Origin of the sequence: Noviherbaspirillum saxi (genome assembly GCF_003591035.1) — a bacterium.
Lineage (GTDB): Bacteria > Pseudomonadota > Gammaproteobacteria > Burkholderiales > Burkholderiaceae_D > Noviherbaspirillum > Noviherbaspirillum saxi.
Window position 1 is genome coordinate 1,349,351 of record NZ_QYUO01000002.1, and the last position, 18,129, is coordinate 1,367,479.

Annotated in this window: 17 protein-coding genes and 1 pseudogene; 5 read left to right on the plus strand and 13 right to left on the minus strand. The window is 55.6% G+C overall.

The features are described from left to right. Positions 1 to 41 precede the first annotated feature (41 nt). From D3871_RS21855 to D3871_RS21865, 3 genes are read left to right on the plus strand one after another with little or no spacing between them, the layout of a single operon-like run. A complete protein-coding gene (locus D3871_RS21855) occupies positions 42 to 1,097 on the plus strand; it encodes a branched-chain amino acid ABC transporter permease (RefSeq protein ID WP_119771140.1) in 1,056 nt (351 codons plus the stop codon). Further along, complete coding sequence (locus tag D3871_RS21860; protein ID WP_119771141.1) at positions 1,097 to 2,896, plus strand: branched-chain amino acid ABC transporter ATP-binding protein/permease; 1,800 nt, start codon at positions 1,097 to 1,099, stop codon at positions 2,894 to 2,896. Before D3871_RS21855 ends, D3871_RS21860 begins: the two co-directional genes overlap by 1 nt. After that, positions 2,893 to 3,663 carry an ABC transporter ATP-binding protein gene (locus D3871_RS21865; protein ID WP_119771142.1) on the plus strand — a complete coding sequence of 257 codons (771 nt, stop codon included), beginning with the start codon at positions 2,893 to 2,895 and terminating at the stop codon, positions 3,661 to 3,663. The genes D3871_RS21860 and D3871_RS21865 overlap by 4 nt, the downstream gene beginning before the upstream one ends. Positions 3,664 to 4,011: 348 nt before the next feature. On the opposite strand, the gene D3871_RS21870 is transcribed toward D3871_RS21865, so the two are convergent. The 7 genes from D3871_RS21870 to D3871_RS21900 all read right to left on the minus strand — a co-directional run bounded on the left by D3871_RS21870 (position 4,012) and on the right by D3871_RS21900 (position 9,403). After that, positions 4,012 to 4,665 (minus strand): glutathione S-transferase family protein, encoded by a 654-nt coding sequence (locus tag D3871_RS21870; RefSeq protein ID WP_119771143.1) that lies wholly within the window; start codon positions 4,663 to 4,665, stop codon positions 4,012 to 4,014. A gap of 433 nt (positions 4,666 to 5,098) precedes the next feature. Next, the gene (locus D3871_RS30560; RefSeq protein WP_199724859.1) at positions 5,099 to 5,239 is read right to left on the minus strand and encodes a group II intron maturase-specific domain-containing protein; all 141 of its coding nucleotides are present in this window, start codon (positions 5,237 to 5,239) and stop codon (positions 5,099 to 5,101) included. Positions 5,240 to 5,272: 33 nt separating this feature from the next. Beyond that, positions 5,273 to 5,422, minus strand: a complete 150-nt coding sequence (locus D3871_RS30340) for a hypothetical protein (RefSeq protein WP_158598011.1) — start codon at positions 5,420 to 5,422, stop codon at positions 5,273 to 5,275. A gap of 182 nt (positions 5,423 to 5,604) precedes the next feature. Then, positions 5,605 to 6,807 carry an MFS transporter gene (locus tag D3871_RS21885; protein WP_199724860.1) on the minus strand — a complete coding sequence of 401 codons (1,203 nt, stop codon included), beginning with the start codon at positions 6,805 to 6,807 and terminating at the stop codon, positions 5,605 to 5,607. A 106-nt stretch (positions 6,808 to 6,913) separates the two neighbouring features. Next, entirely contained in the window at positions 6,914 to 7,282 is a 369-nt protein-coding gene (locus tag D3871_RS31755; RefSeq protein WP_119771146.1) for a rhodanese-like domain-containing protein, read from the minus strand. Next, complete coding sequence (locus D3871_RS21895) at positions 7,275 to 8,447, minus strand: chromate transporter (protein ID WP_119771147.1); 1,173 nt, start codon at positions 8,445 to 8,447, stop codon at positions 7,275 to 7,277. Before D3871_RS21895 ends, D3871_RS31755 begins: the two co-directional genes overlap by 8 nt. Continuing rightward, positions 8,444 to 9,403 carry a chromate resistance protein ChrB domain-containing protein gene (locus D3871_RS21900; RefSeq protein ID WP_119771148.1) on the minus strand — a complete coding sequence of 320 codons (960 nt, stop codon included), beginning with the start codon at positions 9,401 to 9,403 and terminating at the stop codon, positions 8,444 to 8,446. Before D3871_RS21900 ends, D3871_RS21895 begins: the two co-directional genes overlap by 4 nt. Positions 9,404 to 9,477: 74 nt before the next feature. On the opposite strand from D3871_RS21900, the gene D3871_RS30345 reads away from it, so the two are divergent. Then, the gene (locus D3871_RS30345; protein ID WP_158598013.1) at positions 9,478 to 9,615 is read left to right on the plus strand and encodes a hypothetical protein; all 138 of its coding nucleotides are present in this window, start codon (positions 9,478 to 9,480) and stop codon (positions 9,613 to 9,615) included. Between the two features lie 235 nt (positions 9,616 to 9,850). Beyond that, positions 9,851 to 10,945 (plus strand): annotated as a pseudogene (locus D3871_RS21905) (IS110 family RNA-guided transposase); the annotation flags it as partial. Between the two features lie 542 nt (positions 10,946 to 11,487). Here the strand turns inward: D3871_RS21905 and D3871_RS21910 are convergent. From D3871_RS21910 to D3871_RS21930, 6 genes are all read right to left on the minus strand, one after another. Further along, on the minus strand, positions 11,488 to 12,324 hold the full coding sequence (locus D3871_RS21910) for a hypothetical protein (RefSeq protein WP_119771150.1): 837 nt from the start codon (positions 12,322 to 12,324) through the stop codon (positions 11,488 to 11,490). Beyond that, positions 12,321 to 13,850, minus strand: coding sequence for a hypothetical protein (locus tag D3871_RS21915; RefSeq protein ID WP_119771151.1), 1,530 nt, complete (start codon positions 13,848 to 13,850; stop codon positions 12,321 to 12,323). Before D3871_RS21915 ends, D3871_RS21910 begins: the two co-directional genes overlap by 4 nt. 20 nt (positions 13,851 to 13,870) lie before the next feature. After that, on the minus strand, positions 13,871 to 15,577 hold the full coding sequence (locus tag D3871_RS21920; protein WP_158598014.1) for an OmpA family protein: 1,707 nt from the start codon (positions 15,575 to 15,577) through the stop codon (positions 13,871 to 13,873). Positions 15,578 to 16,408: 831 nt separating this feature from the next. Continuing rightward, entirely contained in the window at positions 16,409 to 16,789 is a 381-nt protein-coding gene (locus D3871_RS21925; RefSeq protein WP_119771153.1) for a cupin domain-containing protein, read from the minus strand. A 99-nt stretch (positions 16,790 to 16,888) separates the two neighbouring features. Continuing rightward, the gene (locus D3871_RS30350) at positions 16,889 to 17,053 is read right to left on the minus strand and encodes a hypothetical protein (RefSeq protein WP_158598015.1); all 165 of its coding nucleotides are present in this window, start codon (positions 17,051 to 17,053) and stop codon (positions 16,889 to 16,891) included. 119 nt (positions 17,054 to 17,172) lie between these two features. After that, positions 17,173 to 18,009, minus strand: coding sequence for a class I SAM-dependent methyltransferase (locus D3871_RS21930; RefSeq protein ID WP_119771154.1), 837 nt, complete (start codon positions 18,007 to 18,009; stop codon positions 17,173 to 17,175). Positions 18,010 to 18,129 lie beyond the last annotated feature (120 nt).

Genomic DNA, 18,129 nt, shown 5'->3' on the forward strand with positions numbered 1-18,129 from the left:
ACTGCCGCGCCTTCTCGTACAAATTCATTGCCGGGACCAACATGGATTTATCGATTGCCGCCATCCTTTCGCAGGATGGCATCACCAGCGGCGCAATCTACGCGTTGCTGGCATTGGCCCTTGTGCTGGTGTTTTCCGTCACGCGCGTCATCTTCATTCCTCAAGGCGAGTTCGTTGCCTTTGGTGCACTCACGCTCGCCGCGATGCAGTCCGACAAGTTTCCGCATTCGGCTACCCTTCTGGTCGGCTTGGGCATCCTGGCATTTGCGCAGGAAGCCATTTCCGTTTTGCGCCACACGCAAGGCCATGCAACGGCCCCACGCATTATCGCAATCAGTTTTATGAAATTTCTGTTGCTACCGCTGGCAATCTTTTTCCTGACGCGCGCCATTGCTTCGCCTACTCTGCCGCTGATACTGCAAGTGTTGCTGACCTTGCTGATCGTCGTGCCGATGGGACCGATGATTTATCGCCTGGCATTCCAGCCGCTGGCGGAAGCCACTACCCTGGTATTGCTGATCGTTTCCGTCGGCGTCCACTTCGCGATGATGGGTTTGGGCCTGGTCATGTTCGGCGCGGAAGGATCGCGCACGACCGCGTTCTCGGACGCCCGCATTGAAATCGGTACGATGACGATTTCCGGCCAAAGCATTGTGATCGTAGGCGTGTCGGTTGCGCTGATCGCGGCACTCTATCTGTATTTCGACCGCACGCTGACCGGCAAGGCCTTGCGTGCGACCGCGGTCAATCGGCTAGGCGCGCGCCTGGTCGGTATCGGTACTACTCAGGCCGGACGTCTTGCGTTCACGCTGGCGGCGGCCATGGGCGCCTTGTGTGGCGTACTGATTGCACCATTGACCACTGTCTACTACGACAGCGGTTTCCTGATCGGGCTGAAGGGTTTTGTCGGCGCCATCATCGGCGGCCTTGCAAGCTATCCGGTTGCCGCAGCCGGCGCTGTGCTGGTTGGCCTGCTCGAATCGTTTTCCTCGTTCTGGGCCAGCGCGCTCAAGGAAGTCATCGTCTTCACGCTCATCATCCCGGTCTTGTTGTGGCGCTCGCTGACCTCGAAACATGTCGATGAGGGAGATGAATAATGCGCAAGTCACTCGTATCCCTTGCGGCGTTTATTGCCTTTCTGGCGGTCATCGTCCTGATCCCGCTGCTGCCTACGCCGGAGTTCTGGATCACGCTGGCCAACTATATTGGCCTGTATGCCATCGTTGCACTTGGTTTGGTCCTGCTGACCGGTGTCGGCGGCCTGACGTCGTTCGGGCAGGCGGCGTTCGTCGGCCTTGGCGCATACTCGACCGCTTACCTGAGTGCGCAACTCGGTTTGTCGCCCTGGCTGGGGTTGTTGACCGGCCTCGTGATCACCGCCTGCGTTGCCTTGCTGATCGGTGTGCTGACCATGCGTTTGTCCGGGCATTACCTCCCGCTCGGCACCATCGCCTGGGGCCTCTCGCTGTACTACCTGTTCGGCAATCTTGAGTTCCTTGGCCGCTATGACGGTTTGACCGGAATTCCTTCGATCAGCCTGTTCGGTCTGGTGTTGAACACCGGGCGGGAAATGTATTTCCTGATCTGGCTGGTGGTCATTCTGGCGGTGGTCGCCATACAAAACCTGCTGAACTCCAGGCCGGGCCGCGCGATCCGTGCATTGAAAGGCGGCGGCGTCATGGCCGAGGCGATGGGCGTCAACACCGCGTGGATGAAGGTCGTGATCTTCGTAATGGCGGCACTGCTTGCCTGCGTGTCCGGCTGGCTGTACGCGCATCTGCAGCGCACCGTCAACCCAACGCCATTCGGCCTCAATGCCGGCATCGAATATCTGTTCATGGCAGTCGTCGGCGGCGCCGGTTATGTCTGGGGCGCGATTTTCGGCGCGACGCTGGTCACGCTGCTCAAGGACCAGCTGCAATTCATTTTGCCCAAGCTGCTGGGTGCCAACGGCAACTTCGAGATCATCGTGTTCGGTCTCATGCTGGTGCTCATTCTCCAGAATGCACGCGAGGGATTGTGGTCGTTCGTGCGTAAATGGTTTCCGCAAAAACCGCTGGCGGTTGCCCCCGATACCGCGAACGCGCTGCCAACGCGGCCCAAGCATGCCCATGGCGAAACCGTGCTGCAGGTCGACAAGGCACGCAAGCAATTCGGCGGTCTGGTCGCTGTCAATGACATGACTTTCGATGTGAAGGCCGGCGAAATCATGGGGCTGATCGGCCCGAACGGCGCGGGCAAATCGACCATGTTCAACCTCGTCACGTCACTTCTTCCAGTGACCAAGGGAGAAATCCGTTTCCGCATCGGCGGTCAGCTGCAACGCATCGACACGCTCAGTTCACGGGAGATCGTCAAACACGGGATTGCCCGCACCTTCCAGCATGTGCGCCTGATGCCCACGATGAGTGTGCTGGAAAACGTCGCAATCGGCGCGCATCTGCGCGGCATGCACAATGACTTCACCGGTATTGCAACCAGCATCGCGCGGCTGAATCGCGCGGAGGAAGGCGCCCTGCTGTTCGAAGCAAGAAAACAACTGGAGCGCGTCGGTCTTGGACATATGCTGTACGAAGAAGCCGGCAGTCTGGCATTGGGCCAGCAGCGCATTCTCGAAATCGCCCGCGCGCTCTGCTGCGACCCCACGCTGCTCTTGCTGGATGAACCGGCGGCCGGCTTGCGCTACAAGGAAAAGGAAGCGCTCGCCGATCTGCTGCGCAAACTCAGGGGTGAAGGCATGAGCATCCTGCTGGTGGAACACGATATGGATTTCGTGATGAACCTGACCGACCGGCTGGTCGTGATGGAGTTCGGCACCAAGATTGCCGAAGGCCTGCCGCAGGAAGTGCAGCAGAACGAAGCGGTACTCGAAGCTTATCTGGGAGGTGTCGAATGACTACGACGACGAACAACACGCTGGCTGCGCCAGTGCTGGAAGTCACGGACCTGCATGTTTCCTATGGCAAGGTGGAAGCACTGCATGGCGTCAACCTCAAGGTAGGAGCCGGACAGATCGTGACCGTCATTGGTCCCAATGGTGCCGGCAAATCGACGATGCTCAATGCAATCGCGGACGCCTTGCCGGCAAGCGGCGCAATACGCGGCACCGTCAGTTTGGCTGGAAACGATATGCATGGCGTCGCGGTCGAGACCCGGGTCGCGCAAGGCATGAGCCTGGTGCCGGAAAAGCGCGAGCTGTTTTCATCGATGAGCGTGGAAGACAACTTGCGGCTGGGCAGCTACCGGCGTTACAAGGCGGGCGAGAAAAACTATGGCGATCAGCTCGATGTGGTGTTCGACCTGTTTCCACGGCTAAGGGAAAGGCGCAGGCAGGATGCAGGCACCTTGTCGGGCGGCGAGCGCCAGATGCTTGCGCTCGGCCGTGCATTGATGGCAAAGCCGCAGTTGCTGATGCTGGACGAGCCCAGCCTCGGACTCGCCCCACTGATCGTCAAGGAAATCTTCAACATCATCATGCGGCTGAAGCAGACTGGTGTCGCGATTTTGCTGGTCGAACAGAATGCACGTGCCGCATTGCAGACGGCTGATTACGCGTACGTGCTGGAAACCGGCGATGTGGCGCTCGAAGGACCGGCCGAGCAACTGGCGCATGATCCCAAGGTGATGGATACCTATCTCGGCCTGGCGAAGAAGGTGGCGTAGGGTCTTTTGCAATTAACCTGCGCAAATCAATGCGCGGTCTGACACAAGGTGTCGGACCGCATAACTCTATTAGGCCGTCTCCTCGTTACACTACACGTGCGATAGAAATTGCATAAGCAGTCACAATGGGAAATGCGATCATCTGTGTAAGTTTGGCCTTCATCTGACAGGATGTGTCAGATTGTGGGTGTCGTATTTCGGCGCACACTCTAAGCGGTCTCTGAGCTTTCCGAAAAGCGGACGCCCAACGTCGAAGTTGATCGGCGGCCCCTTGGGCGGCTAGGGTGAGGCCCCATAAACTGAACGAAAACCCCCGGATGATGGCTTCGAGCCCAGGGCGGACCTCAATCAACCGGTCGGTCGCTTGGCGGTGTTGATCGCCAATTGTGCGGCGAAAGCCCGCTTGTAGGCGGCCCGCGCTTCACCGCGGACGACATAGCCGGCCAAGTTTGGAAATTCATTTAGAATGCCCGACGATTTCAGCCTGAGCAGCACCGACACCATCATCAGGTCACCCGCGCTGAACGCACCGTCGAGCCAATCGGCACCACCCAGACGAGCGGAAAGTTGGTTCAGTCGGCTGCGCACACGATCCTCGACAAGAGGCAGACGCTCTTCATACCAGGGCTTGTCGCCTTCCAGCAGTCTGGCGGTTGCGAGTTCAAGGATCGTCGGCTCCACCGTGTTGAGCGCAGCAAACATCCATGTGATCGCGCGCGCCCGCGCATTGGCATCGTCCGGCAGCAGACCCGCATGACGCTCGCCGATATGGAAGACGATCGACCCTGTCTCGAACAGGGCGAGATCGCCTTCCTCATAGGTTGGAATCTGCCCGAAAGGATGAAGCGTCAGATGCGCGGGTTCCTTCATCGCACGGAACGAAACAAGGCGAACCTCGTAAGGTTGGCCTACTTCTTCAAGCGCCCAGCGAACGCGCGTATCACGCGCCAGTCCCTGGCCTCCATCGGGTGACTGTTCAAAGGCGGTAATGGTGATGGTCATCGTGAGGCTCCTCCTGGCGAAAATAGTCGGCTGCGGGGCTGGTAAGCTGTCAAGGCAAGTTCAATTGGGAAAGCTTGCGAACGAACACGCTGGCCTCTAATCGGGATAGGGAGAAACCTCGCAGCTCCCTCCTCCCACACCACCGTGCGTACGGATCACGTACACGGCGGTTCAATAAATGCGGTTGATCTCATACTGCCAATGAAGGCAGACCCATTTGGCGGAACATGCGGTTTGGCATTGCTAGCAGCAGGGCCGGAGCCATGCTGCTTCGCCACGGGCCATGCGCCGATTTGCTGCAGTTCCATGCTTCTCGCACGCTAACTCCTCGCTTTCTCAGTTCACGGTAGCCCGCCCGTCCCCATTGTTTCCATTGACAGCTGCGTAGCCGCCATCGTATTCATTTGTCGACATCCCGCAGAGGACTCAGCACCTAGGCAATGCCGAAATACGCTTTCCAGCCAAGCAGGGTTTCTCTCAGCTCTGCGATGATATCAGCCAAACGGTGGCCTCTTGTACGGCGGGTGAGCACGCGCACCTTGTCCTTGAGCTTGAAGATTGCCTGATCCGCCACTACCGGCGCGTGTCATGACGGGGTGTATCAGTTTTAAATCGCTGTTGACAGCTTCGGGCGGTACCGCCCCGTCTCCAGCTGTTCGCGTATCACCCTCCAGTGCTCTTTCAGGTAGCCCGGCAATTCCTTGACCGTCATACCGTCGATGCCAGGCGCTCCCTTGTTCTGGCGAACCTGCTTCAAGGCGCGCTGAGGTTCTCTCGCTCGAGAACCATAGTGCACGGTAGAGTCAGTTCGCCATGAACTACAAACCATATTTATCGGATATCTGCCAATGATAGCGAAACGGTCAATAAAGGATCAAAAATCATGTTTTTGTCTTCCAGTTCAAAATTGACCAAGCGGAATGGCCCACGATAGTCCGATCAGGACTCTTGTTCTTCCGGTGGTGGAACCTTACGGCACATGCCGAGCAGGAGCAGGTCATAAATTACTTTTATTGTGCCCGCGATGACCAAAGGCCAGCCAAAAGCTGAGATTGCCAGCATGTAGCCAGCAAACAGGGGGCTAACAGCCGAGGCCAAGCTTCTGGGGACCGCCGTTACACTGGCTGCAGCAGCGCGCTCGTCAGGAGATACGATGGCCATCACGTAGGAACTACGGGTGGGAACATCCATCTGACTTAGTGCGCTTCTGGCGCACAGCAGCGCAATCGCCCAACCCAAGGTTGGCATGAACGGCACCAGTACCAAAAAGATGTTGGCTGGCAGATGGGTGAACACCATCGTATTGACCAAGCCAAAGCGCTTGGCAAAGCGTACCGCAACCAGGTAGGAAAATGCAGAGAACAAGCCGGTCCAAAAAAAGATAGTGCCGGCTACCGTCATTGACAGATCAAATCGCTGGTAAAGCCACAAAGCAATGAGTGATTGGACGACAAATCCGCCGCCGAAAGAGTCCAGGCTGAATAGCGCAGCCAAGGTATAGACGATCCGCTTCGATTTGTGCAGAGGCGCAGGTTTGGTTTGCAGTTGGGATTCCAGCCGGAGCGGCGCCGTCCGGTAAATGAGCCCGCAAACCATGCCAATTGCGCCATAGAGGACAAACATCATCTGCATGGCGAACTGCTTGTCCGTATGCAGCCATGACGAGGCATGGTCCGGTAGCGCAGCCGCAAGGGAGCCTAACGCTGCCAGTAGTGAACCGGTCAAGCTATACCGTGCAAAGGCTGCTGTACGGTCAGCGTCTTGTACTGATCTCGACAATAATGCGTGCTCCAGTGGAAGAAAAACACTGACGTCTCCGCTGGAGGGGTTAAGTGTGCCAACGATCGCAACGACCAGTAAGGGCCAAAAATCCTGAATTGCCGCAAACCCGATGCCAGTTGCGGCCATTAATACGGATGCGGCCAGCAGCAAGGTGCGATAGTGAAAGCGCCACGCATGCAGTCCGACCACGAGAGTGAGGGCGCCGGAACCCAGCAAGGTCGCAGTGGCGATAGCCCCGACCTCGAACGGTCCCATCCCCAGCGACATGAGATAAACCGGTAGGAGCAAACTTACATAGCCGTCAGCGAAGGCGCGCAATCCCCGCGCCCAAAGCAGTCTCGTGAGCAGGGATTTATCCATCATCTCCGGATGAAGGGCTCAGAGGCGTCTATAACCCGTATCGAACCAAGTGTTCTCTGAACAGGATTATTGTGGCGTATCCGGTCGATTTTCGGGCGTTCCCTAGTTACCCATTGCATGATGAACTCTCTGGCGACTTTGCCTCCTGTGGCCTACCTTCCGATGCCCACTTCGCAATGCCTCCTTCAAGATAGCGGACGTTGAAGCCCGATATAGTCAAGGCGTCAGCAATGTCCTGGCTGACTTGGTGGCCATATACACAGTAGACAGCGATCGGGATGGTGCGGTTAAGATCATGCTTCCACGCGAAGACTTCGTCTGGATCTCTCCTGCAAGAATCTCGGATCACTTCGGCTGCTGCATCGAACACGACCTTACGCCTGACATCGACGATTTGGGTGGCAATTCCACTGCTGGTCCGACCTGCCAGCTCAACCGTAGTTATTGGCGTTGCCATTATTTTTCCTTTACGCATGCATAATCGGGTACAGAACCAATCCAACGCCGGCGGCGGCGGCAATAATTACCGGCTCCTGGAGCTTCTTGAACTTCCATAGCAATGCAATCGTTGTCAGGGCGATGAGCGCGGTTGGGATGTCAACGATGGAGCGCTTCGCAATTACGATGACGGAGCCGGCAATAGCGCCAATCGCTGCCGCAGTGATACCGTCAACGAATGCAAGCACGCCCGGCAATTTCCCGTACTTCTTGAAGTAAGGCGCCGGAATGATGGTGAACAGGTAGCACGGAATGAAGGTGGCGAGCGCCGCAACGGTGGCTCCTGAAAAGCCCGCGATGAGGTAACCGATAAAACCGACCGTAATGACAACGGGACCTGGAGTAATCATCGCGACCGCGACAGCATCAACGAATTGCTTTTCGGTGAGCCACTGATGTTCGGTCACTGTTCCGCCATAGAGGAACGGCACGATGGCAAGTCCCGAGCCAAACACAAATGCACCTGCTTTGGCAAAGAACAGTCCAATTTGGGTCAGGAGCGACACATCCATCGAGCCGAACAGGCTTCCAGCAATCGGGGCTTGCGTCATGGCAGCAGCATGCAGATTACCTTTGCTGAGCCACTTCGGCGGCGCGCGCAGCAGCCAGACCAACACACCTGCAGCGATGAAAAGCCAAGCAATTTCGGATTCAGTGAGGACTGTGACAACTGCAAGCAGCAGGTATATCGCCCACAGCAGCTTGTCCTTACCGACGCTTTTTTCGGTGAGCTTTTTGGCGCTCATGGCGATGATGCCAATGACTGCGGCACCGACGCCATAGAACACAGCCTGCATCCAGGATATGCCTCCGAAGCGGACATAGGCCCAGCCCAAAGCGACCACCATCAGGAATGATGGGATGACGAATGCGATGCCGGCCAATGTCGCACCGAGAATACGGTAATGGACATAGCCTAGATAGATACCTAACTGCGCCGCCAGAGGCCCTGGGGCCAACTGGGAGAGGGCTAGTCCCTCCCTGTAATCTGCTTCAGTAATCCATTTCCGGTCCTCGACCAAGTCGCGGTGCATATAACCGACAAGTGCGACTGGGCCGCCGAACCCGAATGTCCCAAGCCGAAGCATGTACAACACCAGCTGCCAAAGGGTATAGATCGGTTTGTCTTCTGAACTACTCATTTTTGTTCTTTGTTGTAATGGATGTAAAGAGAATCGAGTACCGTGCCGATTTCAGCCAGCAGGGCATCATCGTTGTTGAGGCGTGCACGCGCACCAGTCAAAATGGCCTCAAAGCCGGAGGCTTCCGGAGGGATAACGCCTCCAACATCAAGGGCATGCACAAGGGCAGCAAGCTTTGCGAGGCCAGGTGTCACTGCCAGGTTGAAACTTGCAAGCAGAACCTCAAACGTGACTTTGTCGCCCACGTGCGTAAATGCTGCTTCGTCAAAGTCGAAACCTAATGCGTCCTGAGGACATTGTGCTGGACTGTCCAGCCAGAGAAATCTGGCGTCGGCATCAATGAAACGTTGAATCAACCAGGCACTTGCAACCCGATCGACCCACAGGTTGCGGCGTGTGGCCCAAGTACGGCCTTGGTAATCTGCGCGCGAGAGGTGCGGAATTAGCCGTTCCTGCGCCTGAGGTTCACCCGGCGACACCAGTGCATTTACAGCCTCTTCAAAATCTGCCCAGGCCGCCTCTGCGTCCAGCGAAGCCTGGTTCGGAAAGAAATCGATGCGCAAAAGAGCGTCCCGTTCCTTGCGTAGGCGCTTGAGGGTTTTCGTGATTTCGGCCGGTGTTTGTGAAGGCAGTGCTTTTCTTGCTTGGGTCAGGCCGGCATTCATTTCTGCGTATTCAGAAAACCGGTCGAAAAGCGCCTGGAACGCTTCATTGTCGGTTGCGGACCGCGGCACGACGTCCACTACCCATGCCTGTCCACCTTCACTATTTGTCTGGGCAGCCAAGTCAGCCAAGGCGTCTGCGTGCTGCTGCCGTTCAACAAGGAGGTAAGCCCCGTCCCGCAACGCGACGCAGCCAAGGGCCTTGATGCCTCGCCAAAGACGCATCCGTGCAGTGGCACCAGAAGTTGGCAAGGAGGCAATAAGCAACAGCCAGCGAGAGTGTTTTTTATTCATGTAACATATTCTACATATTGTAGATATAGTTACAAGATAAGCGCATCTACCTATTTCACGGAGCGATGCCAGCCATGACCTATCTTTTCGACAACGTGCTCACAAAAGACCAGCGTGACACCTTTGTTGATTGGCTTGCGACGCGTGCATCCGAGAGCAACGCGCTTGGGCGCGTGTTTTTTGCGCAGCTTGGTGGCAACATTTTGGAATAAGAACGTTTTGTCCAACTCATGGATATCGCTGGCCGTGAGTTCATGGAGGAAAAAGAAAAGGCGATTCGGGAAGGAAAATCAATTTTGTAGTTGCAGCGACTAATCGCACCGGAGCTACGTCAGTCTTCTGTAGAGGATCTAGACATAATGTATTGACCTACCACACCTCAAGCGACGTGGATTACGCTTGTGGTTTATTCAGCCAGGCGCAGAGCCAAAATTGAGGGGGTAGGCCATGAAAGAGTTTAGCAAATACGTTGGCATGGATGTGCACAAAGCGACGATCGCTGTGTCGGTGGCCGAAGCAAACGGTGGCGAAATTCGTTATCTGGGGGAGATCGCCAACACACCCGAGGCCATCGCAAAGCTGGTCAAGCAGTTGAGGAAAGGCGAAGCGCAACTATCGTTCTGTTACGAGGCTGGGCCGTGCGGATATGGGATTCATCGGCAACTGACCGAGCTTGGTTGGGATTGCCAGGTGGCGGCGCCATCGCTGATTCCGAGGAAGGCGGGTGAGCGGGTCAAGACGGACCGGCGCGATAGCCTGATGCTGGCGCGCCTGCACCGGGCAGGCGAACTGACGGCAGTGTGGGTGCCGGACGATGCACAGGAGGGGCTGCGCGATCTGACGCGGGCGCGCGAGGACATGAAGAGCTTGCAGCTCAAGGCCAAGCAGCGGCTGGCAGCCTTCCTGCTGCGTCATGGAAAGTGTTACGGCGGCAAGAGTCACTGGACCCAGGCGCACTTGCGCTGGCTGGAAGAGATGACGTTCACTCAACCGATCCAGCAGATCGTGTTTCAGGAGTACGTTGACACGGTCAAGATGCTGAGCAAACGGATCGGCGCGCTCGACCAGCAGCTCGAAAGCGCCGCCAGCGAGTCTGTGTTCTGGCCGGTGATCGAAGGCTTGATGGCACTGCGCGGCATCCATCTGCTGACGGCGACGACCGTGGTGGCCGAGATCGGTGACTTGCAGCGTTTCGCCAGCGCGCCGCAGCTGATGGCCTACCTGGGTGTCGTGCCGAGCGAGCATTCGAGCGGAGCCACCAAGTCGCGCGGAAGCATCACCAAGACCGGCAATGGCCACGTACGACGCGTGCTGGTGGAGGCGGCTTGGACTTATCGACATCCGGCCAGGAAGACGGTTTACCTGCAACGGCGCGCCGAGTGCACGTCCGATGAGGTGCAGGAGATCGCCTGGAAGGCCCAGAAGCGTCTGTGCGCCCGCTACAAGCTGATGGAGGCCAAAGGCAAGCTGAAGGTGCAGGCTTGTACCGCCGTGGCCCGCGAACTGGCTGGATTCATCTGGCACTGCGCAACATCAGCAAGAAATGGACGATGCCGATTCAGAACTGGAAAGCAGCCTTGAATCGCTTCATCATCATGTTCGATGAGCGTATGCCGCAGCATTAAACAATTTCCCGATTACACAAAATCGCGGACACCCTCTAGCCACCCGCGCATATCAGACTGATCAACCGTCGGATTGCCGTCCGTTCTGCTACCAACACGCTGTACAAAAACAGGAGCTCTTATCGAAGCACTTGACAGGTCAATACATATCAGCCCGGATATTTCATGAGGCGCTTCGGCACGGAATCGCCGACCTGCCTCATGAAATATCCGGGCTAAGCCGTCATAGCGTGTTTTCCAAAGCGGCCTGTCAAGCTTCGCAAAAACTGCCGTTCGATATCGCGACAAGCCGTCCCTTAGGCGTCGATATCGAACGATGCGTTAGAGGTCAGATCGATTGACAGTTGGTCTTGGCAGCCAGGCTTACTGAATTTTTTTGCCACTACAGGCCGCGACGGCAAATTGCATCGAATTGCCGTTGTCGCATACGTCTAATGTCCTAGCGCGGGTGCAATATGATCAGTTTCGCCGAATTGGGTTAAGTAGCGCCGGCTGCCCAAATTCGACAAGTTGGCCTTTTGACTTCTCAAAATATGTTTGCCAGAACGCAGACAAGGCTTGCATGGTCTTCGGATCGCGGTAACGCTTCGACTTATTCGCATCATCAGACAATAATCCAGCACCAATAACATAGATCCTGGCACCACTAAAGTCGCCGATCATTTGGCTTTCCTCAGCCAGCTTCATCTCCTTAGCCGGATCAATCTTGCGAACCGATTGGCCTTTGTCATAGAAGCTGGAGATAGAGGAGTTTTCTAGCATGTCAGAGACAAGCAGGACTACTTTGTTACGTGCAGTCGATTCCCGAACCTTAAGAGAAATCGCCTTCAAGCTACCTAGCACGTCGGACTTGGCAATTTCACTGCTTGTGCCGTCAAATGCATTGCGTAATGCAGTGCCAATCAACTGACCTGCGTACTGTGCCTGTTTCGCCATACATTGGTCGAATTTGGCGAGAAGCGGCTTCGATATGTCATTGCGTTGAGACGTATCCATCGCTGGATCCAATTTGCCAGAAACCTTGACTTCCATATAACGCCCTTGTGTGTACGCGCTGAATGTAATAATGGAAAAGCCGTTGTTCTGTGCCAGGAGCGGTCGAATATTATCCGCGACAGACTGCATAAGTGCATTGTCTAGCAGTGTCGATTGATCGATAGCAACAAACAGTTCCGTGTCCAGGGGGACGCTCTTAGTGGGCAATTTGCTGTCGTAACAGGATGGCACCGCATCGGACTGGCCGGCGATGGCCGAGGCCATAACCGCCATTCCTAACAAAAACGCTGCATACTTCACAGAAGTTCCTCCAGCTCGGCATCACTCTCCTTTTTCTTGCGTTCATCCTCTTCCTTTCGTGCTTTCAGCGCTGCGCGCACTTCCTGGTTCAGTGTCTCTGGAAGAGTACCTAAGTACGACTTCTTTTCTTCCTTGTCCTGCATCCGGTCTAGCTGTTCGAGCACCTGTTGCACAATCGGTGTCTTAGCCTGCTCAACAACGGCCGGCGCGGCTGGCGCAGGTGCCTTTATCGAAGCTGCACTGCGAGCTGCCTTGGCTTCGGTGTGTCGGTGCTCGTTGTCTCTGTCCTTAGCCTCTTCCTCGCGCGACTCCTGCATAAAGTCCAGGAACGTCTTGGACAGATGGCGCCCACCAATGCCGACGTGTGCGTTCAATTCCATCATCTTTTGCTGAAGGATTTCGAGTTTGCTTTGGGCGCCGCCGGCGATCTCCAGGTAGTGCTCGCGCACGTCCGCATAGGTTGCATATCGTCCTTTGCCAATAGAGCGGAAAGCTTCAGCGCTGTTCTTTCCAGCAAATCCCCAACGATAGCCAAAGATCACGCCGAGGATCTGGAGGAAGACAAATACAAACGCCAGAACGATAAATGTTCCCCATCCTCCGTGGCGGTCAAGATTCGCTTCGTCGTTGATTGCCTTCACGTCCGCTGCCCGGTTCGCTTGTAAGTCGGCGGTGGGAAGGGCTTTGTTGGCCTTCGAAAGCACGTTCAACCCGTCGTTCATGTCCTTAGGTACATCCGCCTGGCTAATTTGTCCGGTCACCTGCTGTTGTAGCTGCTTTTCGAGCACTTGGCCACGGACGTAGGTGGCGAAGGCGGCAATGATGACAACAAAGACACAGGTTGCCGTCAGAATAACGTAGCTCGGATGGGTGCCGACGCGGTTTGCCAGTTGCGTGTAGGTCGGCTGATCGTCATCAACCAATTGCGGCTTGGCAAGCGGTACGGTCCCGGTCGTAAGCTTATGCTGGCGATTATCCTCCACCCATTCACGACGCGCATTCTTGATCTGGTTCGATTTGGAGAGTTCGTGGCCCGCAAAGTGGGTGAATGCGACGAGAATGACCGAGATCAGGAAGGCAATACCATAGGCGCCGGTTTGCTGCAGGTTTTCGCTTGCGCCTGGTAGGGTATAGCCGGCCAAGACATAACTGAAACCCATCGCTTCCACAAAGACCATGGCCACGGTGAGCAGCCAGATCCATCCCGGCGTCTCACGACGGCCGATGTCGCCGGCTTTTGTGAGGTAGGAGATTTTTTCATTAAAGTCGTGCTCGTCCTGGATGCGAATGAATTTCTTGTAGTCGCGGCACAGCGTTCGTTCGGCTTTCGACCAGCCCGAGTTGAAGGAATCCATATTGCCGTCCCGGGACAGACGCGCAATGCCGCCGATGAACGGAAAACTGTACCAGGTGTTATGCCACCACCAACGGATTTTGTCCCACAGTGTCGCCATCACGACAATCGCCAGCATGACGCTAACGATGCTCCATGCCAGTGCAGGATAAGCGGCAAAAAACTCGTTCATATAGTCGTTCCTCGTTCTTATTAAATTTTGCTTGGTTTGAAATCAGCGACGTACGTCCGGCTGTCATGGGAGTAGATGAGCTTTCCGGCTTTGGCAGTCGCGCCGCCTTCACCGCTGAACAACACGTCCACGCACTGGATACCGCCCTTCCCGTTCATGAACATGCGGTAGAGAAGGCCATTGCTGCCGAGGTAGGTATTGACGTCCGGTGTGGCAGTGACGTCTGGCGTCGGGTTCCTGTTTATCTCTGGCCGGTAGTTGGCATATACCTTGAATTCCGGAAGCAGAGAGACGGCCGCGTCGTTGCGCAGCACGGCGACCTTGTTAATGATTACCTGGTGGCCATTGATTTTTTCTGTCCAGCTCTTTCCGTACAGCCCTGGCAAATGTTCGCTGGTGTCGTATTGCTTGCCATCCCGGAGTGCCTTTACCGCGCCCGATATGCGGGGCCTGTCCTGGGAACAGTCGCGGAGCACAGCCGGCTCGTTGGCGTACGCCGGGCTGATCATCGAAAACCACGACTTTTTCTGCTCTAGTTTTCCGAGTTCAGGCACGGCGAGCGTGTCAGTGAGACGCGTACCACCAAAATCGATGGCGCTTGGATTGGCGGCATCGGCCGTGGTCCCTACTGTAGGCGCTTGACGCACACTCGTTGCTTCTTTTGCGGTAGATGCAACTTTCACATTCTTGGGTTTAGCTTGCGCCGATTTTGCCGGCGGAGTGACTGCGACTTTGCTGCTGTCCGGCGCTGGACTTGCTTTCTTGTCTTTGGACTTTGCCGGCGCCGGCGATACTCCAGCGTCAGAGGATGCAGTACGCTCTACGGAGCGATAGTATTCGTACTTCGGCCTGCGCGCTTCCAAGTACTTGCGGAGCGTTGCATCGTCTGCCAGTTCAACGAACTCGACGCGCCGGTTTTGAGCATGTCCTGCGTCGGTGCTATTGTCGGCGATCGGATAGCTCTCGCCCGCCCCCTGGAAGTACAGGGAATCGAGGGGGATACCTTGCTGGCTCAGGAATTTTGCGACCGCTCGCGCGCGCCGTTCGGATAGGTCAGCATTGAGTCTTGACGATCCGGTATCGTCGGTATGGCCGACCAGGAGCAGCTTGCGTTTGGCCATATGTCGCAGGTAGTTCTCCTTTTCCTGCTGATTCTTGATTTTGTCGGCCATGATGCGTGCATTGTAGCTTTGCGCAATCGCGGTGAAGTAATCCTGCGCACGCGGTGTGAGTCGGTCCGAACCGGACTCGAAGTGCCCGCCCTCCGGGGTATGGTCGCGAATCGCGACGACACTGCCAATGGCATTTTTTTTGATTTCTTCCGCTTGCCGATTGTCTTTAAGCGCAGCGTCTTCAATCGTCACACCGCGACTGTCGACCGTAGCGAACGCAATATCCAGGTTGTACTGTTTCGCCACCTTGGACAACTCGCAACGCCGCATGTCCATATCTGCGCCGATCAGGCCTCCGATCAACGCACCGGCACCCGCGCCGACAAATTTGCCACTGTGCTTGTCTAACTGATGTGCGATGACGGCGCCGGCGATGGCACCAACGGCGATGCCTATATTACGTGCGTTGTTGGAACAAGGATCGTCGTTATTGAAGGTCTGCTTGAAGGAAGGCTGGCCAGTTTTTGGGTCGACAGCGCAGCCGTTTGCGAGAAAACATAATGCAACTGCAAGAGAGATCTTACTGAGCACTAACCGCTGTTTTTTCTTGGTCATTGTTGTTCTTGAATAAGGATGGATCGTCGAATCTCGTGCTCGATGAACGCTCGTGGCATGCAGAAGCGACGGCGAAATTAGCGGCGACATGTTCCCTTCCTACTATAAGGAACATATGCAAGGACCGACGAGCCAAGTGCGCTTCGGGCGGCGCGGTTAAGACTAAATCGGAGAGTAGTTGGATAGGATTGCCCCTGCTGCGGCTGCTATGAAATAAAGGTCCCTGCCGAATGGTTTTAGTATTCTTTATGTTTCTCTAAAGAAAATACGCTTCATTAGAGACTAGCCGCACAAAACGCGCATCCCATAAACATGGGGTTTCTAGGGAAAAATGGTAGTAGTCAATTACGTTGACTGGAGAGGTACCGACAGAGGCGGAAGCTCAGAATCTTTTCTGCTTCGAACTTGTAAACACAACACAAATCAATCAGCGAAGGGCGCAGCCTTTATGTAGCGCCCGACGGACTTGCGATAATCGGCTTTGCCAGTAGTGGAGTGGAATAAAAACGATCTCGGACCAGTGCGCAGTCCAAATACGATAGCGATAATTAAAGGTCTTATGGACGGCATGCTGCCACGCAGAAGTTGTCAAATCTATACCAAATAGACTGGATCCTCGACCGTCTGCTTGTGCCGAGAGTAATCGTTCACGAAGTTTTAAGGCCTGACCAAATCTGACAGCCCCCAGCAGGTCAAGACCGGTTCACTACAAATCATCTCCATGCTCATGGCCACCGCTAGCATCGTTAAGAATGCAGGATCTGACAAAGCTTGTGACAACACCGAGCGGGGATCAACGTTTTCGCAATCGCATTATTGGTAGCCGCCCATTCAGACTGCACGATGCCGGGTTCCCGCCCCGCGGGTGACGTGAAGAACGCGGCTTGGCAGGTGCACTTTCGCGGTATGCCATACGCCGCGAGGAACAACGACGGCTCCGCTATCTTTCAAAACCAACTCCTGCACGCCATCGGATTTCTCGAGCAGAAGCCTGATGGAACCAGACAGAAGATAGACAAATTCATCTGCTTCGGGATGCATTTCCCAGTTCGGCCAGTCTGCGGTGAATTCGTATTCGGAGATCAGCCAGCCGCTGCCGTAGCGTTCGATTTCGGTCTCCGGCAAACTCCAGAACTGCTCGCCTCCCGGCAGTTCGGTTGCCATACCGTCCGCAGCGAGGTGCACATAGGAGTGTTGAGGGTTCAGCGCCATGATGCCTCTCGGTTCAAATAGGTGATGGAGCACGAACCCACTAAAAAGCCCTTCGCGAAATCGGGCGGCTGGCTTTCACTGCGGGTTATTTCCTGCGCGTTATTTCGACTTTTTGTCCGCAGCTTGATCTGCGCCGGTATCAGCTTGCTTGGTATTTCGCTCCACGCGCGGCTTTCCGGGTGGCACTCTCTTGGTATTCCTGAATTCGCTGTACTTGGTCCCGGTCTTGTCAGCTGGATACTTGTTGTTTGCGGTCTTAGCCATAGGATTTCCTTTAATAGGTCGTTGTGAACAGAAAATGATTAGTCACATCGTTTCCTAATAAGGTTTCATGTTCTTTCCGGCATCGAAATGGATATCCGCGATCGATATCCATCGGCAATTCAATGTTGCGCCGGTGCAAAAAAGCGTTCGCCCATTTCTTCAAGACCCAGGGTTTCCATCATTTCCTGCAGCTTCTGGCTGGGACGACTGCGCGGCAAGTTTTTATAGCTTGCGATGATCAGTTCATTCTTCATCGAGTGTTCCCACCCTACCAGTTCAGTGACGTTGACCTGATAGCCGTGGGCTTCCAACTGCAGGCAGCGCAGTACATTCGTCACCTGACTTCCGAATTCGCGGGTATGCAAGGGATGACGCCAGATCTCGGTCAGTACGCTCTTGCCGAGCGCCTTGCCCTTGTTGCGCTTGAGTACACTTGCAACCTCCGCCTGACAGCAGGGTACGAGGACAATGAACTTCGCCTTCTTTTCCAGCGCGAAGCGGATCGCATCATCGGTCGCGGTATTGCAGGCATGCAGCGCCGTGACCACGTCGACCGTCGCGGGCAACAATGGAGAAGTGATCGAATCGGCAACCGAAAGGTTGAGGAACGACATGCCGGGAAAATCGAGTTTCTTCGCGAGCGCTTCCGATTTCGCCACCAGCTCGTCGCGTGTTTCGATACCGTAGATATGCCCTCCCGTCTCCAGCGTTTTGAAGAACAGGTCGTACAGGATGAAGCCAAGATAGGACTTGCCGGCGCCGTGGTCGACCAGCGTCAATTCCTGCTTGTCCTGCACGATCTGTTGCAGCAGCGGTTCGATGAATTGATACAGGTGATAGACCTGCTTGAGCTTGCGTCGGCTGTCCTGGTTCAGCTTGCCGTCGCGCGTCAGAATATGCAGTTCCTTGAGCAGTTCAATCGACTGCCCGGGCTTGATTTCGGGAATGTTGTGCATGGTAAGAAATGGGTAAAGGCAGCGCAGCCATTGTTGCAAGACAGGCATTGAATCGGGAGCGCTGGCGGCGGGATGCGGAATTTTACCTTATTCGGATCGGACGCCATTGCGGACTCGGGC